A 25,117-nucleotide genomic window follows, 5' to 3' on the forward strand; every position below is an offset into this window, starting at 1 on the left:
GTGCGGGTCCGGTGCCGGGCGCGGGAGCGGGTCCGGTGCCGGGCGCGGGAGCGGGTCCGGTGCCGGGCGCGGGAGCGGGTCCGGTGCCGGGCGCGGGAGCGGGTCCGGTGCCGGGCGCGGGTGCGGGTCCGGTGCCGGTGCCGGGCGCGGGACCGGGTTCTGATCAGGGTCCGGGCGGGAGTCCGTTACAGGCGCTGGAGCCGCAGGACCCGCGCGAGGTGGCCGGTTACCGGCTGCTGGCCCGGATCGGCGAGGGCGGGATGGGGTCGGTCTACCTCTCGCACACCCGCGGCGGACAGCCGGTCGCGCTGAAGGTGATCCGGCGCGAATACGCGCAGGACGAGGAGTTCAGGCGGCGCTTCCAGCAGGAGGTGCAGTCCGCGCGCCGGGTGCAGGGCTACCACGTGGTGCCGGTCGTCGACCACGACACCACCGGCAACCGGCCCTGGCTGGCGACCAGTTACATTCCGGGGCTGCCGCTGGACGACGCGCTCGCCCGGTACGGGGCGCTGCCGGTGGCCACCGCGCTGCAACTGGTGGGCTGCGCGGCGGAGGCGCTGCGCGCGGTGCACGCGGCGGGCGTCATCCACCGCGACCTCAAGCCCAGCAATGTGCTGCTCGGCGCGGGCGGCCCCTGGGTGATCGACTTCGGCATCGCGCGCGCGGCGGACTCCACGCAGCTCACCCGCAGCGGCGGCCTGATCGGCACCCCGCAGTACATGTCGCCCGAGCACGCCAACGGGCACGAACTCACCCCGGCCACCGACCTGTTCTCGCTCGGCCTGATCGCCGCGGTCGCCGCCACCGGACGGCACCCGTACGGCACGGCGGGCGCGATCACGCTCGCCACGCAGATAGCCAACACCGCCGTCCGGCCGCCCGACCTGTCCGGTTACCCCGACGAGCTGCGGACCGTCCTGGAGCGCTGCCTGACGGCGGACCCGGCGGCCCGGCCCACCCCCGCGGAGCTGGCCGAGCTGTGCGAGCGCGGCGCGGGCCGCCCGCTCCGGGACTTCAGCGGCTGGCTGCCGCAGCCGCTCGCGGCCGAGATAGCCCGGCGGGAGGCCGCCGCGGCCCTGCCGCCGGCCCCGGCACCGCCTGCCGCGCCCGCCGCGCCGCCGCACATACCGGCGCCCGCCGTACCACCCGCCGTACCGCCCGCGATGCCGCAGGGGGCGCCGCGGGCCGCACCGCCCGCCGGGACGGGTGCCGCGCCCTCCGGCCCGTACGCGCCGGGCCCGTACACGCCGGGTCCGTACGCGTCAGGCCCCTACACCTCGGGCATGTTCGGGCCGACGAACGTGGACGGCCCCGCGACCGGCGCCCACGGAGCCACCGGCCGCGGGGACGGAAGCGGTCGTGCGAGCGGTCCCGAGAGCGGTCCCGGAAACGGGCAAGGGCGCGGTCCCGGAGACGGGCAAGGGCGCGGTCCCGGAGACGGCCACGGGCGCGGTCCCGGAAACGGGAACGAGGGGCACGACGGGAACGGGAACGGGCACGACGGGCAGAGCCGGGTCCCCAGCGGCCGGACGCAGAAGGTGATGGCCATCGGCGGCAGCGTCCTGGCCGTGATCCTCGCGGTGACGCTCACCTACGCTTTCACCCACTCCGACGGCAAGGGCGACGACAAGGGCCCGCAGGGCACGTCGCCGCTCGGCGGCGGCCCCGGCACCTCCACCTCCCAGTCCCCCGCTGCCGCTCCGACCACCGGCCCCGCGAGCACCGACCCGACCGGCTCCCCCGGCGGCTCCTCTGCCGACCCGGGCACACCCGGCGGCGGGCAGCCGCAAGTCATCTTCCAGGACCGCAAGTTCACCATCCGCTCGCCCGCCTGGAACCACGGCACGCATGTGGACCTGGACAGCGCGAGGGTCGAGCCGAACGGCCAGATCGGCGACACCGACGGCTACGAGATCGAGTACCAGGACTGGGCCGACGGCAGCATGCGGTTCCTCACCACCTTCGGCCGGGCCGACGGCACCGACTACCAGGCGTGCAGGAACGGCGTCGGCGCCGACGCGCTGTCCGGCGAGATCTACCGGGACGACCTCGCCAAGGACACGTACATCGCCAAGGGCACGGTGCTGTGCACGGTGACCTCGGAGGGCAATCTGGCCATGCTGAAGGTCACCGACGTCACGCCGTCCGGCAACATGATGACCGACCCGATGCCGACGTACTCCACGCTGCTGACGGTGTGGAAGATGCCGGACGCGCCCACGCCGTAGCGCGGTCGGGCCCGGCGGGCGGCACTTGCGCACAAGTGCCGCCCACCGGGCCCGCGTTCAGCCGCACCGCCGCGACCGTACGGCCCAGCGGTGCGTACGGCTCAGCGGTGCGTGCGCAGCAGCGTACGGAAGGTCCGCATCGCCACCGACAGACTCGCCAGGTCGAACTCCTCGGCGCCCTGGATCTCCTCAAGGGTGGTGCGGGCGCGGCCGATCAGCCCCGCGTTCTGCTCCTCCCACGCCGTGTAGCGCTGCTCTGGCGTGGACCCTTCGGGGCCCGCCGTCAGCACGTCGGCGGTGAGTGCCGCGTGGGCCGCGAAGAGGTCCTCGCGGATGGCGGCGCGGGCCATGGACTGCCAGCGGTCGGCGCGCGGCAGCAGGATGATCCGGTCCAGGAGCTGCGTGATCCCCAGCCGGTCGGCGAGGTCGAAGTAGACCTCCGCGACGTCCAGCGGCTCCTTGCCGGTGCGGTCCGCGACGTCGACGATGTCGAGCGCCGGGAAGGCCGCGGAGAATCCGGCGACCCGGGTGGCCAGTTCGTCCGGCACCCCCGCTGCGGTCAGCTCGTCGCGCAGCGACCGGTACCAGTCCGCGTCCGCGCCGCGCAGCAGCTTGGGCTGGTGGGACCAGACCGCGGCGACGCCCTCGGCGAAGAAGTCGATGGTCTCGGCGATCTGGAGCGGCTGGAGCCGGTTGTTGAGCAGCCAGCGGGTGGCGCGCTCGACCAGCCGCCGCGAGTGCAGCCTGATCCGGGTCTGCACGTCGGCGGCGACGATGTTGTCCAGCGCCTCGACCGCGTCCCAGATCTCGGCGAGACCGAAGATCGCGCGGGCGGCCGTGTGGGCCCGCACGATCTCCTCCGTGGTGGCGCCGATCTCCTCGCGGAAGCGGTGCAGGAAGGTCGTGCCGCCGGAGTTCACCGTGTCGTTGACCAGGACGGTCGTGATGATCTCGCGGTGCAGCGCGTGGTTGTCGATCTGCCGCTCGAAGCGCTCCCGCAGCGGCACGGGGAAGTACGCGTGCAGCAGGGAGCGCAGGTACGGGTCGTCGGGCAGTTCGGTGTGGACCAGTTCCTCGGCCGTGGTGATCTTGGCGTAGGCGAGGATCACCGCCAACTCCGGCTGCGTCAGGCCCTGTCCGGCCGCCAGCCGCTCGCGGATCTGCCGGTCGGTCGGCAGGAACTCCAGCGCCCGGTCCAGGTGGCCGTCGCGCACCAGGCGGCGGATGAACCGCTGGTGGGCGTGGAGCAGACTCGGGGCCTGCTCCATGCTGTTGGCGAGCGAGACGTTCTGCGCGTAGTTGTTGCGCAGCACCAGGTCGCCGACCTCGTGGGTCATCTCCGCGAGCAGCGAATTGCGCTGCTTGACGGTCATGTCCCCTTCGGCGACGACGCTGTTGAGCAGGATCTTGATGTTGACCTCGTGGTCCGAGGCGTCCACACCCGCGCTGTTGTCGATCGCGTCGGTGTTGATGTGGCCGCCGGTCCCCTCCGGGCCGCCGTTCAGGGCGAATTCGATCCGGCCGAGCTGGGTGAAGCCCAGATTGCCGCCCTCGCCGACGACCTTGACCCGCAGTTCCGCGCCGTCGATCCGGATCGCGTCGTTGGCCTTGTCGCCGACGTCGGCCTGCGACTCGGTGGACGCCTTGACGTAGGTGCCGATGCCGCCGTTCCACAGCAGGTCCACCGGGGCCTGGAGGATCGCCTTCATCAGCTCGGCGGGGGTGATCTTCGCGGTGGCGGTCTCGATGCCGAGCGCCTTGCGGATCTGCGCGTTGAGCGGGATCGCCTTGGCGGTACGGGGGAAGATCCCGCCGCCCGACGACAGCAGCTTGGTGTCGTAGTCGGCCCAACTGCTGCGCGGCAGCTCGAAGATGCGGCGCCGCTCGGCGTAGGAGGTGGCCGCGTCCGGCTTCGGGTCGAGGAAGATGTGCCGGTGGTCGAAGGCCGCGACCAGCCGGATGTGCTCCGACAGCAGCATGCCGTTGCCGAACACGTCACCGGACATGTCGCCGATGCCGACGACGGTGAAGTCCTCTTCCTGGGTGTTGACGCCCATCTCGCGGAAGTGCCGCTTCACCGACTCCCAGGCGCCGCTGGAAGTGATGGCCATCTTCTTGTGGTCGTAGCCGACCGAGCCGCCGGAGGCGAAGGCGTCGCCGAGCCAGAAGCCGTACGACACCGCGACCTCGTTGGCGATGTCGGAGAACGACGCGGTGCCCTTGTCCGCGGCGACGACCAGATACGTGTCGTCCTCGTCGTGCCTGACCACGTCCGTCGGCGGCACGACCTCGCCGCCGACGAGATTGTCGGTGATGTCGAGCAGGCCGGAGATGAACGTCTTGTACGAGGCGATGCCCTCGGCCAGCCAGGCGTCGCGGTCGGCGGCCGGGTCGGGCAGCCGCTTGCCGACGAAGCCGCCCTTCGCGCCGACCGGCACGATGACGGTGTTCTTCACCATCTGCGCCTTGACCAGGCCCAGCACCTCGGTACGGAAGTCCTCGCGCCGGTCGGACCAGCGCAGACCGCCGCGGGCGACCTTGCCGAACCGCAGGTGGACGCCCTCGACCCGCGGGGAATACACCCAGATCTCGAACGCCGGTCGGGGCGCGGGCAGTTCGGGGATGGCCTGCGGGTCGAACTTCATCGACAGGTAGTCGTGCGGCTGCCCGTCGTCGCGGCGCTGGAAGTAGTTGGTGCGCAGCGTCGCCTTGATCAGGGTGAGGAAGGCCCGCAGGATGCGGTCCTCGTCGAGGCTGGCGACCTGGTCGAGCGCGCCGTCCAGCTCCTCCAGCAGCCCGTCGGTCAGCTCGCTGCCGGCCCGCTGGTGGTCCGGCGAGAAGCGGGCCTGGAAGAGGTTGACCAGCAGCCGGGTGGTGTGGACGTTGGTACGGAGGGTGTCCTCCATGTAGTCCTGGCTGAAGGTGGACCCGGCCTGGCGCAGGTACTTGGCGTACGCGCGCAGGACCATGGCCTCGCGCCACTCCAGACCGGCGCGCAGCACCAGGGAGTTGAAGCCGTCGTTCTCCGCCTTGTCGGTCCAGGTCGCGGCGAAGGCCGCCTGGAACCGCTCGCGGGCGTCGTCGCCGAGGTCGCCGAGGCTGGGGTCCAGGCGCAGCCCGAAGTCGTAGACCCAGGCGCGGGTCTGGTCCGAGCGGCGCAGTTCGTACGGCCGCTCGTCGACGACCTCGACGCCGAGCCGCTGGAGCACCGGCAGGACGGCGGACAGCGAGACGGGCGCGCCGGTGCGGTAGATCTTGAAGCGGCGCTCGTCGCTGGCGCCGCCGACCGGCTCGTACAGGCTGAGGGTGAAGTCGTCGGCGCCCAGGCCCTCGATGTGCTGGAGGTCGGCGACGGCGACGCGCGGTGCGAAGTCGGCGCGGTAGCCGTCGGGGAACGCGTGCGCGTACCGCCGGGTCAGCTCGGCCGCGCGCTCCTCGCCGCACTCGGCGGTCAGCGCCTCGCCGAAGCCGTCGGCCCAGGAGCGGGTGGCGTCGGAGAGCCGGCTCTCGATCCGCTCGACGTCGGCGTCGGTGATGTCGGGCAGCGGCGCGCCGGGTTCGACGCGGATGACGAAGTGCAGCCGGGACAGCACCGATTCGGTGTTCCAGGCGGTGAAGTCGGCGCTTCGGCCGCCCAGTTCGTCCTGGAGGATGTTGGTCAGGCGCAGTCGTACCGCCGTGGTGTAGCGGTCGCGCGGCAGGTAGACCAGCGCCGAGTAGTAGCGGCCGTACTCGTCCTGCCGCAGGAACAGCCGCAGCTTCCGGCGCTCCTGGAGGTACAGCACGCTGGTGGCGATGGACCGCAGCTCGTCGGCGGGGGTCTGGAACAGCTCGTCGCGCGGGTACGTCTCCAGGATCTGGAGCAGGTCGCGGCCGTCGTGGCTGTGGGCGGTGAATCCGGCGCCTTCGAGGACTTCCTCGACCTTGCGGCGGACCACCGGGACCCGGCGGATCGACTCGGTGTAGGCGGTGGAGGAGAACAGGCCGAGGAAGCGGCGCTCGCCGATCACATTGCCCTCGGCGTCGAACTTCTTCACGCCGACGTAGTCCAGATACGAGGGACGGTGCACGGTGGAGCGGCTGTTGGCCTTGGTGAGGATCAGCAGCCGGTGTTCGCGGGCCTTGGCGCGGGCGTCGGCGGGCAGCCTGCTGAACGACGGGGAGCCGGGGTGCCCGAGGTGGGTGTGATGGCCCGGGTCGGTGCCGTCGGTGCCGGGGTGCACCGGGTCGGAGCGCAGGATGCCGAGACCGGTCCCGGGGACGGCGACCAGCACGTCCTCGGTGGAGCCGTCGGGCTCGGTGTCGGTGGTCAGCTCGTACTCGCGGTAGCCGAGGAAGGTGAAGTGGTCGTCGTTGAGCCAGCGCAGCAGCTCGACGGCCTCGCTGACCTCGCGCTCGGGCAGCGGCGGCGGGGTCGCGGACAGCTCGTCGGCGATGCGCTTGGTGGACTCGCGCATCTTCGCCCAGTCCTCGACGGACTCGCGGACGTCGGAGAGCACGCGGCGCAGGTCCGCGGTGATCTCCTTGAGGTCGGCGCGGTCGGTCTCGCGGTCGATCTCGACGTGGATCCAGGACTCGACCAGCACGTCGTGCGGGAGCGAGCCGTCCTCGGGTCCGCACCCCGGTGCGACGATCTCCAGCAGCTTGCCGGTCACGTCGCGGCGGACCAGGAACTGCGGGTGGAAGACGACGTGGATGCCGCGGTCGGCCTGGGTGAGCGCGTTGGTGACCGAGTCGACGAGGAAGGGCATGTCGTCGGTCACGACCTGGACGACGGTGTGGCTGGACTGCCAGCCGTTCTCCTCGACGGTGGGGGTGTGCACCCGGACGCTGGCACTGCCCTGCGGGCGTACCTCCGCGAGCCGGTAGTGGGAGACTGCCGCGCCGAAGACATCGACCGGATTGCGGTCGTTGAGGTCCTCGGGTGCGCTGTGCAGGTAGTAACCCCGGAGGAACGCCGTCAGCGCCTCTGTGTCGCGGCCCTGGCCGGGTAGTCCCCCCGTCTGGCTGTTCTCAGCGACCTTGGCTGCTCGTTCCAGCAGTTCGGCCTTGGCTTCGTCCAGCTTGGTCTGCATGTCCTCTGACTCCTGTCGCGCGCCATTGCGTGACGTCGGGTGATGGCAGGACGTCACGTGACGCGGGGTATCCGCTACGGGACGACGCTATGCCGGAAGAGGGGTCCGCCGTGCCCGTACGCACGCGGTGGCCCCTGATGAACTGATCAACGTTGATCACGCCGCAAGGCTATCGCTCGCTCACGGGTGCCTGTCAGGAGACGTCTTCGTACAAATGCACTGCACACCTTTGGCCCCTCTGGACAGGAACCGGGCGGGAACAGGACCGGGACGAGACGGCGAACAGTCGATGCGGAGGTGATGATTCCGGCGTTGGAGCGGGGCGCGGACCGGGCCCGAGCGTCGATTCGGGAGCCCGGCGGCAGGGCCTGTCCGCCGGACAGGCTCTAGCCCGCGGCTATTCGCTCGGCTTCCACGACGGCGGCGGCGAGGCTGTCGACCACCGGCACCCCGGCGCTCTCCAGGCTGGCGCGGCTGTGCGAGCCGCCGGTGTACAGCACGGCGTGCGCGCCGACGTGGGCGGCGGCCACCGCGTCGTCGAGCGCGTCACCGATCACCACGATCCGGCCGGGGTCGGCGGCGACGTCGGCGAGCGCGGCGAGGTGGCGGGCCATCTGCGCGGCCTTGCCCTGGTTGGAGGGGCCGGTACGGCCGTCCACCCGGACGAAGTGCTCCATGATGCCGTGCGAGGTCACCACGGGCAGCAGATTGTCCTGCGGGGCGAGCGAGCACAGCGACTGCGTGAGCCCGGCGGCCCGGCGCGCGGCCAGCAGCTCGGCCGCGCCCTCGGCGAGGCCGCAGCGGCCGGCCAGCGCCCAGTAGTGGCGGTGGAAGGCGGCGTCCATCACCTCCCACTCGGCGTCGGTCGGCAGCCGTCCCATCAGCCGCTCGTAGAACCGGGGCACGGGCACGCAGTACAGCTCCTGGTACCGCTCCAGGGTGATCGGGGCCAGGCCCAGCTCGGCGAACGAGGCGTTCGTCGCCTCGATCACCGCGTCGATGTCGTGGAAAAGGGTGCCGTTCCAGTCCCACACCAGATGCGTGCCTACGGAATGCGTGCTCACTCCACGAACCGTACTCGCGGGGTGTGACAGCCCGGTGCCCGAGGGTGGGGTCCCGGCCACGCGGGGCCGCCGTACGACCGGGCGGGGGCCGAACGGATTCAGCCGATCAGGTGCCCGGGCGGTCGGATGCCGGGGCGTTCACGCGGTCGGGCGCTCAGCCGGTCGCGCGCTCGGGTCCTCGCGCGCCGGGGTCAGGAGATGAGGTTGGGGATCTCCTGCGTCGCGTACCAGAGCAGGTCGTGGTCCTCGGCGCCGTCCACGGTGAACTGCGCGTCGTCGTCGCCCATGTCGGCCGCGCCCACGGCCGCCGCGGCGGCCGTCACATCGGTCCGCGCGTCGTCGGCGTCCACGTGCACCGCGGCCGTCCTGGACAGCGGCACGGCGCGCGCCAGGCGGACCTCGCCGAGCGAGCCGGGGTCCAGGCCGTGGTCCGGGTCGTACGTCACGGCGGCGTCGTCCACGTCCACGGCGACGACCACCCGGCGGCGCGGGGTGTCCGGGTGCACGGCCAGCAGCCGCAGCGACGCCTGGGCGGCGCGGTTGAGGGCCGCGTACTCCAGCTCCTCGATGTCGTCCGAGACGTACCACTCGCGCAGGCTCGGCGTCACCGCGTAGGCGTCCAGCGGTACGGGCCCCAGCTCGCCCGCCTTGTACGCCTCGGCGAGACCGGCCAGGGTCGTTGGAATATAGACGCGCATGGCGTGAAGCATACGTGCGCCACCACGCGAATAGGTGAATTCCTCCGCGCCCTGCGTCGGACGGCACCCCGCTTGCCAGCCCCTCTCCGCGGGTCCTAGAACCGCCCTGTCACCGCCCTACCCGCCAGTAGCGACCACAGGGGAAGCACCCGTGCAGACGACGCCGCCGCAGCCGCCCGTAACCGTGCCCGTACCCGGAACCCCGGCACCTCCCCTGCCCGCTCCCGCTTCGCCGCGCGCCGCGGGCGTGGAGCGGCGCACGGCGGGCGGCGCCGGTCCGCCCGGACGCAGAGACAGCCGCCGGCCCGGCGGGCGGCCAGGCGGGCGTCCAGGCGCCGTGGCGAGGCCGGCGGGAGGCGCGGCGAGCGGGGGCTCCGGCTCGGTTCCGGTCCCGGCGAGGTCCGTGGCGGTCGTGGCGCGGCCGGGGACGGCGCCGCGCCCGCCCGCGCCGCACCTGTGGTTCGCCGGGCGCCTGCTCGACGTGCTGACCGGGCGCAGCCCCGTGACGTCGCTGGCCGGACGCGTCAGGGACGAGGCGTACCAACGGCTGTGGGAGCTGCACGGCGCCCGCGCCGACTGGCGGCTGCGGGCCCGCGGCCGTACCCCCTACGTGTACCGGTGCCGATGCTTCCGCACCGCGGACGGCGCCCTGGAGGTGGCGGCCGTCGTCGCCCTGGACCAGGACGTCTTCCGCGCCCTGGCCTTCCGGCTCGAACCCTCGGGGCCCGCCGCGCCGCCCTCGGCGGGCTACGGGCAGGCCCGCTGGCGGTGCACGGCGGTCCAGGCGGGCTGACCTCCCGCGGGTGAGCGTCTTGGACGCGGCACGGCCGCGGGGCCGGACCCGTGAGAAAGGGGTCCGGCCCCGCGGCCGTGTCCGGTCGAGCCCGCCCGTAGGCGTTACTTCTTGCGGCGGCGCCCGCCCTTGGCGGCCTTGCGGCGCTCGGCGCGCGTCTGGCCCTCCTCGGCGGAACCGCCGTCGGCGGCGTCGACACCCGCGAAGTCGCCCTCGACCACACCGCCCTCGCCGTCCACGGACGGCGCGGAGAAGTGCAGCCGGTCGGCGCGCTTGGGGGCGTCGAGGCCCTTGGCGCGGATCTCCGGCCTGGCGTCCTTGGTCAGCGAAGGCGCCGCGTCCTGCGGGGCGTCGCTGACGGCGGCGTCCACCGGGACCTCCTCGACCTGCTGCTCGACCTGGACCTCCAGGTTGAACAGGTAGCCGACGGACTCCTCCTTGATGCCGTCCATCATGGCGCCGAACATGTCGAAGCCCTCGCGCTGGTACTCCACCAGCGGGTCGCGCTGCGCCATCGCGCGCAGCCCGATGCCCTCCTGGAGGTAGTCCATCTCGTACAGGTGCTCACGCCACTTGCGGTCGAGCACCGACAGCACCACGCGGCGCTCCAGCTCGCGCATGATGTCCTCGGAGAGGCTCTTCTCGCGCTCCGCGTACTGCTCGTGGATGTCGTCCTTGACGGACTCCGCGATGAACTCGGCGGTGATCCCGGCCCGGTCGCCCGCCGCGTCCTCCAGCTCCTCGATGGTGACCTTCACCGGGTAGAGCTGCTTGAAGGCGCCCCACAGCCGGTCCAGGTCCCAGTCCTCGGCGAAGCCTTCCTTGGTCTCCGCGTCGATGTACGCGTCGATGGTGTCGTCCATGAAGTGCTGCACCTGCTCGTGCAGGTCCTCGCCCTCCAGGACGCGGCGGCGCTCGCCGTAGATGACCTCGCGCTGCCGGTTGAGCACCTCGTCGTACTTCAGGACGTTCTTGCGGATCTCGAAGTTCTGCTGCTCGACCTGCGACTGGGCCGACGCGATGGCGCGGGTGACCATCTTGTTCTCGATCGGCACGTCGTCCGGCACATTGGCCATCGCCATGACGCGCTCGACCATCTGCGCCTTGAACAGCCGCATGAGGTCGTCGCCGAGCGAGAGGTAGAAGCGGGACTCGCCGGGGTCGCCCTGACGGCCGGACCGGCCGCGGAGCTGGTTGTCGATCCGGCGCGACTCGTGCCGCTCGGTGCCCAGCACGTAGAGCCCGCCGAGGTCGACGACCTCCTCGTGCTCGGCCTTGACGGCCTGCTCGGCACGCTCCAGGGCGTCGGGCAGCGCCGCCGCCCACTCCTCGACGTGCTCGACCGGGTCGAGGCCGCGCTGCCGCAGCTCCGCCTCGGCGAGGTCGTCGGGGTTGCCGCCGAGCTTGATGTCGGTGCCGCGGCCGGCCATGTTGGTGGCCACGGTCACGGCGCCCTTGCGGCCCGCCTGCGCGACGATCGACGCCTCACGGTCGTGCTGCTTGGCGTTGAGCACCTCGTGCGGCACGCCGCGCTTGGAGAGCTGCGCCGACAGGTACTCGGACTTCTCGACGGAGACGGTGCCGACCAGGACCGGCTGGCCCTTCTCGTGCTTCTCGACGATGTCCTCGACCACGGCGGCGAACTTCGCCTCTTCCGTGCGGTAGATCAGGTCGGGCTTGTCCATCCGGGCCAGCGCGCGGTTGGTCGGGATCGGGACGACGCCGAGCTTGTAGATCTGGTGGAACTCGGCGGCCTCGGTCATCGCCGTACCGGTCATGCCGCAGAGCTTGTCGTACAGGCGGAAGAAGTTCTGGAGGGTGATCGTGGCGAGCGTCTGGTTCTCGTCCTTGATGTCCACCCCTTCCTTCGCCTCGATCGCCTGGTGCATGCCCTCGTTGTAGCGGCGGCCCGCGAGGATACGGCCGGTGTGCTCGTCGACGATCATGACTTCGCCGTCCATGACGACGTAGTCCTTGTCGTTCTTGTACAGCTCCTTGGCCTTGATCGCGTTGTTCAGGTAGCCGACCAGCGGGGTGTTCACCGACTCGTAGAGGTTGTCGATGCCCAGCCAGTCCTCGACCTTGGTGACGCCGCTCTCGTGGATGGCGACGGTGCGCTTCTTCTCGTCCACGTCGTAGTCGCCGGTCTCCTCCTTGCCGAGGCTGCTCGCCTCGCCGCGGTTGAGCCGCTTCACCAGACGGGCGAAGTCGCTGTACCACTTGGTGGCCTGGTCGGCCGGGCCGGAGATGATCAGCGGCGTACGGGCCTCGTCCACCAGGATCGAGTCGACCTCGTCGACGATCGCGAAGTTGTGGCCGCGCTGCACCAGCTCGTCCTTCGACCACGCCATGTTGTCGCGCAGGTAGTCGAAGCCGAATTCGTTGTTGGTGCCGTAGGTGATGTCGCAGGCGTACATGGCGCGGCGCTCGGCGGGCGACATGTTCGCCAGGATGCAGCCGACCTCGAGGCCGAGGAATTTGTGGACGCGGCCCATCCACTCCGAGTCGCGCTCGGCGAGGTAGTCGTTGACCGTGATGAGGTGGACGCCCTTGCCGGAGATCCCGTTCAGATACGCGGGCAGGGTGCCGACCAGGGTCTTGCCCTCGCCGGTGCGCATCTCGGCGACATACCCGAGGTGCAGGGCGGCACCGCCCATGAGCTGGACGTCGTAGTGACGCTGTCCGAGCACGCGCTTGGCGGCCTCACGGACGGTGGCGAACGCCTCGGGCAGCAGGTCGTCGAGGGACTCGCCCTCGGCGTACCGCTCCTTGTACTCGTCGGTGAGGGCCCGCAGCTCGGCATCGGTGAGGTTGACGAAGTCCTCTTCGATGGAATTGACCTGGTCCGCGATGCGGTGCAGTTTGCGCAGGATCTTGCCTTCGCCTGCACGCATGAGCTTGTTGAAGACGGACACGTAGGCTGGCTCCTTGCCGGTCGGGCCTGGCGCGGTTGGCCCGCACCCGGCACAGCGGGGTTTGATCTGCCGATGTCTGCCGATGGCTTTCTGCCAGTGGCTGTCCGCCGATGGCCCCGCTGCAACGGCCATCGTAAGCGAGGAGACCAGCGGGCCGGGAGGCCCCGAGGTGCCAAAACGGTTTTCCACAGCCGTCGGCTCTCCTCAATACTGCGTCCATGGAGCCGATCACCCTCACCACCGAGCGTCTGCTGCTGCGTCCGCTGGCCCCGGACGACGCCGAGGCGCTCTATGTGGCCTGCCAGGATCCCGATATTCCGCGCTGGACGGCGGTGCCCTCGCCGTACACCCACGAGAACGCGGCGGACTTCGTCGGCCGCATCTGCCCCGAGGGCTGGCGCGACGACACCATGTACAACTTCGGCGTCTTCACCGCCGACAGCGGCGCGCTCGTCAGCTCCATGGGCCTGCTGCGGTTCGGCGCCTCCGGTCTGACCGGGCCCGAGCGGCAGGCGGAGCTGGGCTACTGGACGGCGAGGGAGCAGCGCCGCAAGGGCTACACCGCCGAGGCGGGGCGCGCGGTCTGCGCCTGGGCCTTCGACGCTCTCGGCGTCGAGCGGATCGAGTGGTACGCGGAGGCGGGCAACGACGGCTCGCGCGCCGTCGCCCGCTCCATCGGCTTCGTCATGGAGGGCACCGTCCGCTCCAAGATCCTTTACGCGGGCACCCGCCGCGACGCCTGGAGCGGTTCCCTGCTGCCGACGGACTGGGACCGCGAGGGCAAGACGCCGTACGAGCCGTATCCGCCGGGCGCGGGGGCCTGAGGCTCCTTCGTCACGGGGGGGCGGGCGCTTGAGGCTCCTCCGTCACGGGGGGCGGGCGCGAGGCGCGAGGGGTTTCCGTACGGAGCGGGGGGCCGCGGGCCGCGCGAGGTTGACGCAGGTCAGCGGGGCTTGTCAGTGGGCGGTCCTACGCTGTCCGGCATGACACCGCTGCCGCCTCCTCAGCTCACCCTGTCCGCCGACGAAGCACGCAGGCTCGCCTTGCGGGCGCAGGGCTTCCTCGGTGCTCCCGACCGGCGGGCCGGGACGCGCGGGGTGCTGCGCTCGCTGGGCGCGGTGCAGCTCGACACCATCTCGGTACTGGCCCGCTCGCACGAGCTGATCCCGTACGCGCGGCTGGGCGCGGTCGGCCGCGAGGAGGTCGAGGAGGCGTACTGGTCGGGCGACCACGCCTTCGAGTACTGGTCGCACGCGGCCTGCATCCTGCCCATCGAGGAGTGGCCGCACTTCGCCTTCCGGCGCAGGGCGCGGCGGGCCCGCGGTCACCGCTGGCACGTCCTGGAGGACGCCGAGCGCTCGTGCGCCGCCGTCCTGGACCAGCTCAAGGCCGAGGGGCCGCTGAATTCGACGCAGCTCGGCGGCGCGAAGAACGGCGGACCGTGGTGGGACTGGTCGGAGACCAAGATCGCGGTGGAGTGGCTGCTCGACACCGGCGAGGTGGTCTGCACCCGGCGGCGCGGCTGGAAGCGGATCTACGACCTGGCCGAGCGGGCCGTGCCCGACGCGCTGCTCCACGACGACCTGGACGACACCGAGTGCGTACGGCGGCTGGTCGTCCAGGCGGGCGCGGCGATGGGGGTGGCCACCCGCGCGGACCTCGCGGACTACCACCGGCTCAAGGGCGAGCAGGTGATGTCGGTGATCGACTCGACCGGTCTGGTGCCCGTCGAGGTCGAGGGCTGGGGCAAGCCCGCCTGGGCCGATCCGGCGGCGCTGGCGAGCGAGCCGCGCGGCAGGCACCGTACGACGCTGCTGTCGCCGTTCGACTCCCTGATCTGGGACCGGCCGCGCACCGAGCGGATCTTCGGCTTCACGCACCGGCTGGAGGCGTACACCCCCAAGCCCAAGCGGATCCACGGCTACTTCGCGATGCCGCTGCTCGCGGGCGGGCGGCTGGTCGGGCGCGTCGACCCGGCGCGCGAGGGGAAGACGCTGGTGGCCCGGCAGGTCACGCTCGACGGCCCGAAGGCCGTGCAGCCCGCGGCCGACGCCATCGCGCAGGCGGCGGGTTGGGTGGGCTGCGAGGAGGCGCGGGTGGAGCGGGTGCTGCCGGAGCCGCTGCGCGAGCCGCTGGAGGCGGCGCTGAAGCTGACCCACGACCGCCGCTGAGCGGGTACGGCCCCGCGGGGCCGAGGTGGTGGGTCCGGGCGGCGCCGGGTCCGGGCGGCCCGGGGGCGCGCCCGGACCCGGCAATGCCCAGCACGTGATGGCCGCGATGCCCGGCGCGGGACAGGCCCTAGCGGATCTCCAGGATCTTCTCGCGCATCGCGTAGACCACGGCCTCCATCCGGGAGTGGAGCTGAAGCTTCTCCAGGATGTTGCGGACGTGGTTCTTCACCGTGTTCTCGCTGATGAAGAGTTCCTTGGCGATGTCCCGGTTGTTCAGCCCGGTGGCGACCAGCTTCAGCACCTCCAGCTCCCGGTCGGTGAGCTTGGGCGCGGGCAGCAGCCGCCGCTCGTCGGTCCGCTGGATCATCGACTTGAACTCGGTCAGCAGCTTCGACGCCATCGACGGACTGATCTGCGACTGTCCGTCCGCCACCGCGCGGATCGCCGTCGCCACCTCGTCGGTGGAGATCTCCTTGAGGAGATAGCCGGTGGCACCGGCCTTGATCGCCTCGTAGAGGTCGGCTTCCTCGTCGCTTATCGTCAGCATGATGATCTTGGCGCTGGGCGCGACCTCCTTGATCGAGGTGCACGCCTCGATCCCGCCGCGCCGGGGCATCCGCACATCCATCAGCACGATGTCCGGCAACAGGTCGGCGGCCTTGTCGACCGCCTCCGCGCCGTCCCCCGCCTCACCGATGACCTGGATGTCCTCCTCCTGCGCGAGCACGATCTCCAGGCCCCGCCGGAAGAGCGCGTGGTCGTCGACCACCAGCACCCGGATGGGCTCCGCACGCGCCGGACCGGCAGGTTCCTCGTACGGGATCTGACCACGCTCGCCGGTGATTCCGCGCTCAAAGCTCTCCGGCATCAGATCCTCCCCCTCAGACCAGAGTTGACCACTGGTCCAGCATTTCACGTCCAGGCACGGTGGTGCCCCCGGGACGGCCCGGGGGCACCGGTTGCAGCCCTAGGGCGTGGCCGCTAGCGGCGCAGTACGCCGCCCGCGCCCGCCGGTTCTTCCACGGTGCTCTCGTCCGAGTTCAGATGAATCACGCCGTAGTCGTAACCGTGCCTGCGATAGACGACACTCGGCTGCTTGGTCTCGCTGTCCACGAACAGATAGAAGTCGTGCCCGACCAACTCCATCTCGTAGAGCGCCTGGTCGAGTGCCATCGGCGTGGCCGCGTGGGTCTTCTCGCGCACCACCAGCGGGCCCTCGCCGTGCACCTCCAGCGGACCGAACCTCGTGGTGGGCACACTGTCCGTGCTCGGCCGGTCGACGGCCAGCTCCCCGTCCCCGTTGATGGTCGCCGCGTCCGGCACGGTCGCGGCGACCTCGGCCGCCGGGATCCGGCCGTTCCCACGACGGGTGTGGCGCTTGCTCGCGGCCTTGCGCAGCCGCGCCTCCAGCTTCGACACAGCGATGTCCAGCGCCGCGTACGGGTCGGCCGCCGCGGCCTCGGCCCGGACGACCGGGCCCCGGGTGTTGAGCGTGATCTCCACCCGGTCGGCGTGGTCCGCCTGCCGGGGGTTGAGCTCCTTGGACACCTCGACGTCGAGGCTGATCACCTTGCCGTCGAGCTTCTGGATCTTGTCCAGCTTCTCGGCCACGTGCTTCCGGAACCGCTCAGGCACCTCGGTCTTGCGGCCCTTGACGACGATGTCCACGCAGAACTCCGTTCCCGGATCGCCCCGGGCTACCGGAGGCGATCCCTTTCGCTGAGGCCAGCTCGGGTACCAGTCCCGTCCGGCGCTGCGTTGGCTGCCGCTTCGCCTCCCGGGGCTGACCGGGGACCACGAAGCTGCGGCTTTCACCTCCTCCTGCCCCACTGAGAAGATCAACACCCCATGGTGTTCACTTCCCTATCCCCCGAACATAGTCCCGGAGTGTGGAGGTCGGCATCCTCAGCGACGCCATACCCCCTTCCGAGTGAATATGCGTCGCTACTACCTGCAACGACGCGCATCCGAGTGGAGTTCCGGATCGTGCGGACCAGCCACGACCGCCGCCCCGGCGACCCGGCCCCCGGCCGCCGTCACCGCCCGCGCCGCCACGGTCAGTGAGGCTCCGGTGGTCATCAGGTCGTCCACCAGCACGACCGGCGCCACCGTCAGCAGCGCGGCCGACCCGCCGGCCGCCGCCACCGCGCCCGCCAGATTCGCCGGCCGCCCGGCCGCGCCGAGACCGGACTGGTCCGCCACCGGCCGCCGCTGGCGCAACGCGGCCACCGCCCTGGCGGGTACGCCGCCCCGGCGCAGCTCCCGGGCCGCCGCACGGGCGATGCGGGCCGTGGCGTCGTGGCCGCGTCGCGCCACCGCACGCCGTGCCGAGGGCACCGGCACCAGCAGGACCGTCCCGGGGACGCCGACCCGCCGCACGGCCGCCGCCAGCGCCGTGCCCAGCGGTCGGGCCAGACCCAGCGCACCCCGCTCCTTGTGCGCCAGGACCACGGCCCGCACTTCGTCCCCGTATCGCCCGGCCGCGTAGACCGGCGGCAGCCCCGGCGGCTCCGGCGTCGGACGCACGCGCCGCACCGGCACCGATTCGGCCGCCCCACCGATCAGTACCCGGCACCGCTCGCACAGCTCCGTACGCGGACGCCCGCACCCGGCGCAGTCCACCGGCAGGACCAGCCCGGTGATCTCCTGCCACCAGCCCCGCATGACGTCCACTCTGCCCCGTTTCGGCGCCCGCCGCCAGCCCCCCTCCCAACCTGTGGATAACTCCACGATTTCGCAGGTCAGGAGGCTGACGGTGGTTTTCTCAGCCGGGGTAGACCGGGCTGTCGCCCTTCGGCTCGACCCGCTTGCCCGTGGAGTCCGGCGGCAGCCGGTAGACGCTCTGGTTGTACGAGGCCAGCAGCGCCCGCGAGACGTCCTCGGAGGCCGCCACCACAGACGCCTGGCTGATCCCCTCGAAGGCCAGCTTCGGGGAGCCGTCGGTGCTGATGTACTTGATCTGCTGCACGCCCTCGGATTCGCTGTCGAGCGCCACCAGGCGGCTCGGCCCCGCCCAGGAGACCGAGCTGACGCCGTCGGCCGCGGGGGTCAGCGTGCGCAGATTCGTCACCGCGAACGTCGGATGCGCCTGCGTACCGCCCCGCTCGATCCGCCCGAGCTGCAACTTCCCGAGCCCGTTGGGCTGCCGGACGAGCAGCGCGATCCGCACGCCGTCCGAGGCGACGCGCAGCGCGTCCACACGGCCGGTCAGGCCGCTGACGGAGACCGGGATCGGCTGCCCGCCGCCGTCGCGCAGCGCCACCACGCGGGGGTCGCCCGGATCGCGGTCGGCGACCCACAGGTAGTCGAGCCCGTCCCAGCTCGGCGCGCTCAGACCGTCCTTCGCCTTGCTGGTCAGCACGGGCTCGCTGAGCTGGGCGTCCGCGTCCAGGCCGGCGGTGACCAGTTGGCGTCCCTCGCCCTTCACCCCGGCGGCCATCTGCTCGTCCCGGCGCACCGCGACCGACTCCAGGTCCGCCTTCGCCCCGCCGAACGGCCCGGCCACCGGCGTACCCGTGGTCGAGGCGCCGTCCGAGGGCACCTCCAGCAGCCGGTGCGGCTGCGCCCCGATGTAGTACTGGTGGTCCGAGGAGCCGACCAGATTCTGCGTGCTGAACGCCAGCGTCTGTTCCTTGGGCAGCGAGCAGACCGTCCTGCCGTCGGACGCCGAGATGTCGACGGCGTCCACCTTGGGCGCGGCCTGGCCCTGCACCGTGGTGAAGAGCTGCGCCGCCAGCTTCACGCAGCGCTCCCCCGCGAACCGCTGCGCGGGCGCGTCGAGCCGCACCCTGAGGTGCTGGGAGTCGTCGAGCGTCACCCCGTGGTCGGGCGCCTTGTCGTAGAGCCGGGCGCCCTCGGGGGCCGCGGTCTCGACCACGGGCGCCAGCCAGTTCGTGGGGCCGGTCAGCAGCGCGGAGACCGTGGACACCAGCGAGTCGCTCTGCTTGCGCAGGTAGACCGGGTCGGCGACCAGGGTCTTGTCGGCGTTCCCCGAGCGATGCGCGTCCGGGCCCAGCGCCGCGAAGTAGTACATGTTGACCAGGTGATATATCCGGTTGAAGTCCAGATCGGAGATCACCAGGCCGTCTTCAAGACTGTCGATCCGCCACTCGTTGTTCTCCTTGACCAGGTGGAACGAGGTGTCGAAGTTGCCCTCGTCCGGCCGGTAGGCGTGCTTGGCGTCGACGACGGCCGTCTTCTTGCCCGCCAGGTCGACCATCACGTAGTCCTTGCGACTCGTGCCCGGCTCCTCCCGGGGCTGGGTCGTGCCGGTGAGCACGGTGATCTTCGCGGTGGGGTCCCAGTGTCCGGCCAGCTCCTTGGACAGGTACTTCTTCGCGGTCTCGAAGTCCGCCTCGCCGCTGGTGGTGGCCTCCATGAAGCCGTTGACGATGTCGGAGGCGCTTTCGCCCTTGTGCGGCGCCGACGGGAAGACCCGCACCTGCGCGTCCACGTCGGCGTGCTGTCCGTCGCCGACCTTGCGCACCTCACCGCTGCTGGGTATCGCCGCGCACCCGGCCAGCAACAGCGCCGCGCACACCACACCCGGCCAGCTCCGCAGCAGGCGTCCCCTGCCCCCCAGCGCACCCATCAGCTGTCGTCCTCCCGGACCGAGTCCATCCGTCCCACGACCCGCGCACCGCTGCCGGGGAACGCCGCGGGATCGGCCGACGGCGACCGCGGCACCGCGGGCGGCCGCTGGGGAATCTGCGGTATCTGCGAGCCCGGCTGCCCGTGGTGCCCCGGCCCGGCCGGGCCCGCGGTCCGCGGCACCGGCACGGACCCCGTCGCGGCACGGACCGGCAGCCCCGAGGAATTCAGCCCGCGGTTGCGCCGCGAATCGTCCGGCTCCAGCGGTATCGGCGACCCGCGCAGGCTCTCGCCGGCGGTCCGCGGCAGCGTCATCCGGAACTGCGACCCGCCGCCCGGCTCGCCCCACGCCTGGAGCCAGCCGCCGTGCAGCCGGGCGTCCTCCACCGCGATGGACAGGCCGAGGCCCGTCCCGCCGGTGGTACGCGCCCGCGCCGGATCGGCTCGCCAGAAGCGGTTGAACACCCGCGTCGCCTCACCGGGCTTCAGCCCGACGCCGTAGTCCCGCACCGCGACGGCCACCGCGCCGTCGGCCGTGGCCAGCCGTACCACCACGTCCCGGCCGTCGCCGTGCTCGATCGCGTTGACGACCAGATTGCGCAGCACGCGCTCCACCCGGCGGGGGTCGACCTCGGCTATCACCGGCTGCGCGTCGCCGCGTATCGCCACGTGGCTGCCCTTGCGCTCGGCCAGCGGCTCCGCGGCGTCCACCACCCGCCGTACGACCTCGCGCAGGTCTATCGGCTCGGCGGCCAGCTCCGCGGCGCCCGCGTCGAATCTGCTGATCTCCAGCAGGTCGGACAGCAGCGACTCGAAACGGTCCAGCTGGTTCTGCAACAGTTCGGCGGAGCGCGCGGTCACCGGATCGAATTCGGTCCGCGCGTCATGGATGACGTCCGCCGCCATCCGTACGGTCGTCAGCGGGGTGCGCAGCTCGTGCGAGACGTCGGAGACGAAGCGGCGCTGCATCCTCGACAGGTCCTCCAACTGCTGGATCTTGACCTGGAGATTCTGCGCCATCTTGTTGAAGGACTCGCCGAGGCGCGCGATGTCGTCCTCACCCGAGACCTGCATACGTTCCTGCAATCGGCCCGCCGCGAGCCGCTCCGCGATCCCGGCCGCCATCCGTACCGGCGTGACGACCTGCCGGGTCACCAGCCAGGCGATGGCGCCGAGCAGCACCACCACGAAGATGCCCGCCGTCGCCAGCGTGCCCTTGACCAGGCCGAGCGTCTTGGCCTCCTGGCCGAACGGGAAGAGGTAGTAGAGCTGGTACGTCTTCCCGTTGATGTCCGTGAGCCGCTTGCCGATGGCCAGCGCGGGCTGCGGCGCCTTCCCGTCGTCCGTCACCACCGTCGTGTACTGCTTCAGCGCCCCGGTGTGGGACTCGACGGCGTCGCTGAGCGACTTGGGGATGCTCGCCTGCGGCAGCAGGCTGCCGGAGCTGCGCGGCCCGTGCGCGTTGACGACACCCTCGCCGAAGCGCGCGTCGTCGGCGCCCGGGCTGAGCGTGGCGATCCAGTACACCCCGTTGCCACCGCTGGCGAACTGCTGGACCAGCGTCGTCAGCCAGGCGCCCGAGTCCTCGGCCTGATTCTGCGAGCCGACCCCGGTGGCGTCCTGCGTCTGGCTCCTGTTCGCCTGCTGCTGGGCGATGGAGAAGCCGGTGGTGGCCTGATTCTCAGCCGCCTTCTCCTTCGCGTCGAGCAGGCCGTTCTTGACCTGCCCGATCACGACGAAGCCCAGCAGCAGCACCACGCCGACCGACATCAGCAGCGTGAAGGCGACCACCCGCAGTTGCAGATTGCGCCGCCACAGCCGGACCGCCGGCTGCAACGGTCGCCGTGCCCAGCGCACGAACGAGCGGAAAACCGGCGCGAGACCCCGCATGGGGTCCGCGAGCCGGCTCTCCAGCCGCTCCCGCTCGTACGACGCGCACATGTCAGCCCGGTCCCGCCTTGTAACCGACACCGCGGACGGTCACCACGATCTCCGGGCGCTCCGGGTCCTGCTCCACCTTGGACCGCAGCCGCTGCACATGGACGTTCACCAGCCGGGTGTCCGCCGCGTGCCGATAGCCCCAGACCTGCTCGAGCAGCACCTCACGGGTGAACACCTGCCACGGCTTGCGGGCCAGCGCCACCAGCAGGTCGAACTCCAACGGCGTCAGCGCGATCGGCTGCCCGTCCCGCTTCACCGAGTGCCCCGCCACGTCGATCACCAGATCGCCGATGGCGAGCTGCTCAGGAGTCGGCTCCTCCGCCCTCCGCAGTCGCGCCCTGACCCTCGCCACCAGCTCCTTCGGCTTGAACGGCTTGATCACATAGTCGTCAGCCCCCGACTCGAGCCCCACCACCACATCCACGGTGTCGCTCTTCGCCGTGAGCATCACGATCGGCACCCCGGACTCCGCCCGGATCTGACGGCATACGTCGATGCCGTCCCGTCCGGGCAGCATGAGGTCAAGGAGCACCAGATCCGGCTTGGACTCCCGAAAAGCAGCCAGGGCCTTGTCACCGTCAGCGCAGAACGACGGCTCGAAACCCTCTCCGCGCAGCACGATGCCAAGCATCTCTGACAGCGCGGTGTCGTCATCGACGACCAGCACACGTCCCTTCATACCGACCATCATCCCATTTGCATATCGTTACCGGTGACCTTTGGTGATCGAGGTCACGCTACGCGACCATTGTCCGCCGATGGCCGTAGATGCGCTGCCCGATCTCCCCTAGTCAGAGCCTGCCCGGGGAGTCTCGTGATTACACACAGTTACGAGAGCTTCTGTGGTGACCGGCGAAACCACACCGTTCTCCGTGATGATCGCAGTAATCAGCTCCGGCGGCGTCACATCGAAGGCCGGATTGTAGGCCTGAGTGCCCAGCGGTGACGGCGCGAGGTCGGTCACCTCGCTGCCGGCCCGCTGCTCCACCTCGATCGCGGCGCCGTCCGGCGTGCTCAGATCCACCGAGGTCGTCGGCGCCACGACGATGAACGGCACATGGTGGTAGCGGGCGAGGACCGCGAGGGGATAGCTGCCTACCTTGTTCGCCGTGGAGCCGTCCGCCGCGATCCGGTCCGCGCCGATCAGCACCGCGTCCACCTCCCCCGCCGTGAACAGCGACCCGGCCGCGCTGTCGGCGAGCAGCGTGTACGGCATCCCGGCCCGCGCCGCCTCGTACGCCGTCAACCGCGCGCCCTGAAGAAGAGGACGGGTCTCGTCGACCCACAGACGCCTCAACTCCCCGGCCCTGTGCGCCCCGAGGACCACACCGAGCGCGGTGCCCTCACCGCCCGACACCAGGGCCCCGGTGTTGCAGTGCGTCAGAATCCGGTACCCGCCGCCCGGCACCAACTCGGCGAGCAGCCGCTCCCCGTACTCCGCCATCGCCCGGCTCGCCGCCGCGTCCTCCTCGTGCAGGGCCCGCGCCTCGGCCAACGCGAAGGCGGCACCCTGGTGCGGAGGCGCCGCGTGGAAGGCGGTCACCGCGCGGCGCACCCCGTACCCGAGGTTGACGGCCGTCGGCCGCGCGTGCGCGAGCAGGTCGGCGGCCTCGTTCACGTCGTAGCCGCGCGCCGCCGCCAACGCGATGCCGTACGCCCCCGCGAGCCCGAGCAGCGGCGCGCCCCGCACGGCGAGGGAACGTATCGCCTGCACCAGCGCCTGCACGTCCGTGCACACCAACTCGACCTCCTCCTGCGGAAGTCGGGTCTGGTCGAGCAGCACGAGCACGGGTCCCTCGGGGGGTTCCTCCCACCGCAGCGCGGGGATGGTACGGGAAGCACCGTCGGCCTCATCGGTCACAGGTCGCACGTATTGATCACCCATCCGTCCAGTCTGCCCTGCCCGGCCCGGTCCAAGGCAGCCCATGGCACGATGGCGGCCAGTACCACAGCGAGCACCACGTGAAGGGGCAGCCTCCGATGACCAACACTCCGGGCTGGGCCTCGCCCGGATCCTCCGACTCCTCCGAGCCGGAAGACGGCGACAGCCCCGCTTCCTCCGCACCAGAGAAAGACACCCCCGTGGACACGTCAACAGATACGTCCGCGGCCGGTCCTGACAACAGCTCCGGTGACGACTCCGGCGACACATCCGCTCCCGGTACGGGAGACCGGCCCGCTACGGCCGACGCCGGTGACACGACGCCACCGCCGCCCGGCGGCTGGTCCGCCCAACAGCCGCCCGCGGGCCAGTGGCAGCACACCCCCCACGACACCCGGCCCCCGACCGTACCGGCCCCAGGCCCGCCTCCCGCCGGATCCTCCGGTACGGGTACGGGTCAGGCGCCCGGCGCCGGCTGGGCCCGGTGGTCACCCCCGCAACCGCCGCAAGGCGGCCACCCCGGCCCCTCAGGCCCGCGCTGGGGCAACACAGCACCGGGCGGCGGCCCCGGCGGCGGCTGGCAGCAGCAGGGCCCCTGGAGCAGGCCCGCGGCGCCCAAGCCCGGCGTCATCCCGCTGCGCCCGCTCGGCGCGGGCGAGATCCTCGACGGTTCCCTGGCCGTACTGCGGCGGCACTGGCGCGCGATCCTCGGCTTCACCCTGGCCATCGCCGTGGTCACCCAGGGCCTGGCCGTGGTGGTCGACGGCTTCTTCCTCAGCAACGACACCCGGTTGGAGAACCTCAGGGACAACCCCAACCCGAGCGTCGGCGACATCATGCACGCCGTCAGCGGTGCCTTCGCCAGCTCGGGCCTGACCATTCTGGTCATGCTCATCGGCACGATCACCGCGACCGCGATGGTCGCCATGGCCACCAGCCGCGCCGTGCTCGGCCGCCCGGTCACGGCCGCCCAGGTGTGGCGGGAAGCCCGCCCGCGACTGCCCCAACTGGTCGGGCTCGCGCTGCTGATCCCGCTGGCCATCGCCGGAATCCTGGCGGGCGCCGTCCTGCCCGGCGCACTGATCGCCCTGGCGGGTGCGGAGAGCGGCGGCGCCGCCCTTGCCTCCCTCGGCCTGATCGGCGCCTCCGTCGTCGTGCTCTGGCTCATGATCCAGTGGAGCCTGGCGGCACCGGCCCTCATGCTCGAGAAGCAGGACATCGTCTCGGCGATGAAGCGCTCGGCGAAGCTGGTACGCAACTCCTGGTGGCGCGTCCTCGGCGTCCAGGCGCTCGCGGCGATCCTCTGCTACATCGCCTCGGCCATCATCCAGACGCCGTTCATGTTCATCGCCCGTGGCATCACCGGTGAGAGCCTCGGCTCCTTCCTCTCCGGCGACACCAACCCGGGCTGGGCGTTCCTCGGCATCAGCGGAATCGGTGCCGCCATCGCCGCGACGCTCAGCCTGCCGATCAGCGCCGGCGTCACCACGCTGCTGTACATGGACCAGCGCATCCGCCGTGAGGCTCTCGACATCGAGCTGATGCGGGCCGCGAATACCGATGCGGACGCGAACGCGGCTGCGAGCGTCGCCGTCACCACCGACTGACCAGGGAACGCAGAAAGGCCCCGGCCCCCGAGTCGAAACTCGGGGGCCGGGGCCTTTTATAAAGATTGTTCGGCGGTGTCCTACTCTCCCACAGGGTCCCCCCTGCAGTACCATCGGCGCTGAAAGGCTTAGCTTCCGGGTTCGGAATGTAAC

Annotated in this window: 15 protein-coding genes, 1 rRNA gene and 1 pseudogene; 5 read left to right on the forward strand and 12 right to left on the reverse strand. The window is 71.4% G+C overall.

The window, feature by feature from the left end:
* Positions 1-218 precede the first annotated feature (218 nt).
* A complete protein-coding gene (locus ACIP4Z_RS04505) occupies positions 219-2,228 on the forward strand; it encodes a protein kinase (RefSeq protein WP_401305063.1) in 2,010 nt (669 codons plus the stop codon).
* Positions 2,229-2,329: 101 nt separating this feature from the next.
* Here ACIP4Z_RS04505 and ACIP4Z_RS04510 read toward each other — a convergent pair whose 3' ends face one another.
* From ACIP4Z_RS04510 to ACIP4Z_RS04520, 3 genes are all read right to left on the reverse strand, one after another.
* Positions 2,330-7,303, reverse strand: a complete 4,974-nt coding sequence (locus ACIP4Z_RS04510; protein ID WP_355342928.1) for an NAD-glutamate dehydrogenase — start codon at positions 7,301-7,303, stop codon at positions 2,330-2,332.
* A gap of 386 nt (positions 7,304-7,689) precedes the next feature.
* Entirely contained in the window at positions 7,690-8,367 is a 678-nt protein-coding gene (locus ACIP4Z_RS04515; protein ID WP_355342925.1) for an HAD family hydrolase, read from the reverse strand.
* 191 nt (positions 8,368-8,558) lie between these two features.
* Entirely contained in the window at positions 8,559-9,065 is a 507-nt protein-coding gene (locus tag ACIP4Z_RS04520; protein ID WP_355342922.1) for a DUF6912 family protein, read from the reverse strand.
* 403 nt (positions 9,066-9,468) lie between these two features.
* On the opposite strand from ACIP4Z_RS04520, the gene ACIP4Z_RS04525 reads away from it, so the two are divergent.
* Positions 9,469-9,858 carry an Rv3235 family protein gene (locus ACIP4Z_RS04525; RefSeq protein ID WP_391117404.1) on the forward strand — a complete coding sequence of 130 codons (390 nt, stop codon included), beginning with the start codon at positions 9,469-9,471 and terminating at the stop codon, positions 9,856-9,858.
* 104 nt (positions 9,859-9,962) lie between these two features.
* Here ACIP4Z_RS04525 and secA read toward each other — a convergent pair whose 3' ends face one another.
* Complete coding sequence (gene secA / locus ACIP4Z_RS04530) at positions 9,963-12,773, reverse strand: preprotein translocase subunit SecA (protein ID WP_355342916.1); 2,811 nt, start codon at positions 12,771-12,773, stop codon at positions 9,963-9,965.
* A gap of 218 nt (positions 12,774-12,991) precedes the next feature.
* Here secA and ACIP4Z_RS04535 point away from each other — a divergent pair, with 218 nt between their 5' ends.
* Both ACIP4Z_RS04535 and ACIP4Z_RS04540 read left to right on the forward strand, forming a co-directional pair.
* Positions 12,992-13,597: a GNAT family N-acetyltransferase gene (locus tag ACIP4Z_RS04535; protein ID WP_401304972.1), complete on the forward strand. Its 606-nt coding sequence runs from the start codon at positions 12,992-12,994 to the stop codon at positions 13,595-13,597.
* A 159-nt stretch (positions 13,598-13,756) separates the two neighbouring features.
* Positions 13,757-14,944, forward strand: coding sequence for a DNA glycosylase AlkZ-like family protein (locus ACIP4Z_RS04540; protein WP_391052554.1), 1,188 nt, complete (start codon positions 13,757-13,759; stop codon positions 14,942-14,944).
* A 127-nt stretch (positions 14,945-15,071) separates the two neighbouring features.
* On the opposite strand, the pseudogene ACIP4Z_RS04545 reads toward ACIP4Z_RS04540, so the two are convergent.
* The 7 genes and pseudogenes from ACIP4Z_RS04545 to mtnA form a co-directional block, all read right to left on the reverse strand.
* Positions 15,072-15,749 (reverse strand): annotated as a pseudogene (locus tag ACIP4Z_RS04545) (response regulator); the annotation flags it as partial.
* Positions 15,750-15,925: 176 nt separating this feature from the next.
* The gene (gene hpf, locus ACIP4Z_RS04550; RefSeq protein ID WP_355342907.1) at positions 15,926-16,612 is read right to left on the reverse strand and encodes a ribosome hibernation-promoting factor, HPF/YfiA family; all 687 of its coding nucleotides are present in this window, start codon (positions 16,610-16,612) and stop codon (positions 15,926-15,928) included.
* A 279-nt stretch (positions 16,613-16,891) separates the two neighbouring features.
* Positions 16,892-17,608, reverse strand: coding sequence for a ComF family protein (locus ACIP4Z_RS04555; protein WP_401304975.1), 717 nt, complete (start codon positions 17,606-17,608; stop codon positions 16,892-16,894).
* A gap of 100 nt (positions 17,609-17,708) precedes the next feature.
* A complete protein-coding gene (locus tag ACIP4Z_RS04560) occupies positions 17,709-19,535 on the reverse strand; it encodes an LpqB family beta-propeller domain-containing protein (RefSeq protein WP_401304977.1) in 1,827 nt (608 codons plus the stop codon).
* Positions 19,535-21,475, reverse strand: a complete 1,941-nt coding sequence (mtrB, locus tag ACIP4Z_RS04565) for an MtrAB system histidine kinase MtrB (protein WP_401304979.1) — start codon at positions 21,473-21,475, stop codon at positions 19,535-19,537. The genes ACIP4Z_RS04560 and mtrB overlap by 1 nt, the downstream gene beginning before the upstream one ends.
* 1 nt (position 21,476) lies before the next feature.
* Positions 21,477-22,166 carry an MtrAB system response regulator MtrA gene (mtrA, locus tag ACIP4Z_RS04570; RefSeq protein WP_188283097.1) on the reverse strand — a complete coding sequence of 230 codons (690 nt, stop codon included), beginning with the start codon at positions 22,164-22,166 and terminating at the stop codon, positions 21,477-21,479.
* A 96-nt stretch (positions 22,167-22,262) separates the two neighbouring features.
* Positions 22,263-23,360 (reverse strand): S-methyl-5-thioribose-1-phosphate isomerase, encoded by a 1,098-nt coding sequence (mtnA, locus tag ACIP4Z_RS04575; protein ID WP_401304982.1) that lies wholly within the window; start codon positions 23,358-23,360, stop codon positions 22,263-22,265.
* A gap of 95 nt (positions 23,361-23,455) precedes the next feature.
* Here mtnA and ACIP4Z_RS04580 point away from each other — a divergent pair, with 95 nt between their 5' ends.
* Positions 23,456-24,964, forward strand: a complete 1,509-nt coding sequence (locus ACIP4Z_RS04580; RefSeq protein ID WP_401304983.1) for a hypothetical protein — start codon at positions 23,456-23,458, stop codon at positions 24,962-24,964.
* 67 nt (positions 24,965-25,031) lie between these two features.
* Here the strand turns inward: ACIP4Z_RS04580 and rrf are convergent.
* Positions 25,032-25,117 (reverse strand): 5S ribosomal RNA (gene rrf, locus ACIP4Z_RS04585); the annotation flags it as partial.

The organism is Streptomyces sp. NPDC088910, assembly GCF_044749865.1.
Classification (GTDB): Bacteria; Actinomycetota; Actinomycetes; order Streptomycetales; family Streptomycetaceae; genus Actinacidiphila.

Coding starts and splice junctions, on each gene's coding strand:
- ACIP4Z_RS04580 (WP_401304983.1), top strand. CDS start 23,456: ATGACCAACACTCCGGGCTGGGCCTCGCCCGGATCCTCCGACTCCTCC.
- mtnA (WP_401304982.1), bottom strand. CDS start 23,360: ATGGGTGATCAATACGTGCGACCTGTGACCGATGAGGCCGACGGTGCT.
- ACIP4Z_RS04535 (WP_401304972.1), top strand. CDS start 12,992: ATGGAGCCGATCACCCTCACCACCGAGCGTCTGCTGCTGCGTCCGCTG.
- ACIP4Z_RS04555 (WP_401304975.1), bottom strand. CDS start 17,608: ATGCGGGGCTGGTGGCAGGAGATCACCGGGCTGGTCCTGCCGGTGGAC.
- ACIP4Z_RS04520 (WP_355342922.1), bottom strand. CDS start 9,065: ATGCGCGTCTATATTCCAACGACCCTGGCCGGTCTCGCCGAGGCGTAC.
- ACIP4Z_RS04540 (WP_391052554.1), top strand. CDS start 13,757: ATGACACCGCTGCCGCCTCCTCAGCTCACCCTGTCCGCCGACGAAGCA.
- ACIP4Z_RS04510 (WP_355342928.1), bottom strand. CDS start 7,303: ATGCAGACCAAGCTGGACGAAGCCAAGGCCGAACTGCTGGAACGAGCA.
- mtrB (WP_401304979.1), bottom strand. CDS start 21,475: ATGTGCGCGTCGTACGAGCGGGAGCGGCTGGAGAGCCGGCTCGCGGAC.
- mtrA (WP_188283097.1), bottom strand. CDS start 22,166: ATGATGGTCGGTATGAAGGGACGTGTGCTGGTCGTCGATGACGACACC.
- ACIP4Z_RS04560 (WP_401304977.1), bottom strand. CDS start 19,535: ATGGGTGCGCTGGGGGGCAGGGGACGCCTGCTGCGGAGCTGGCCGGGT.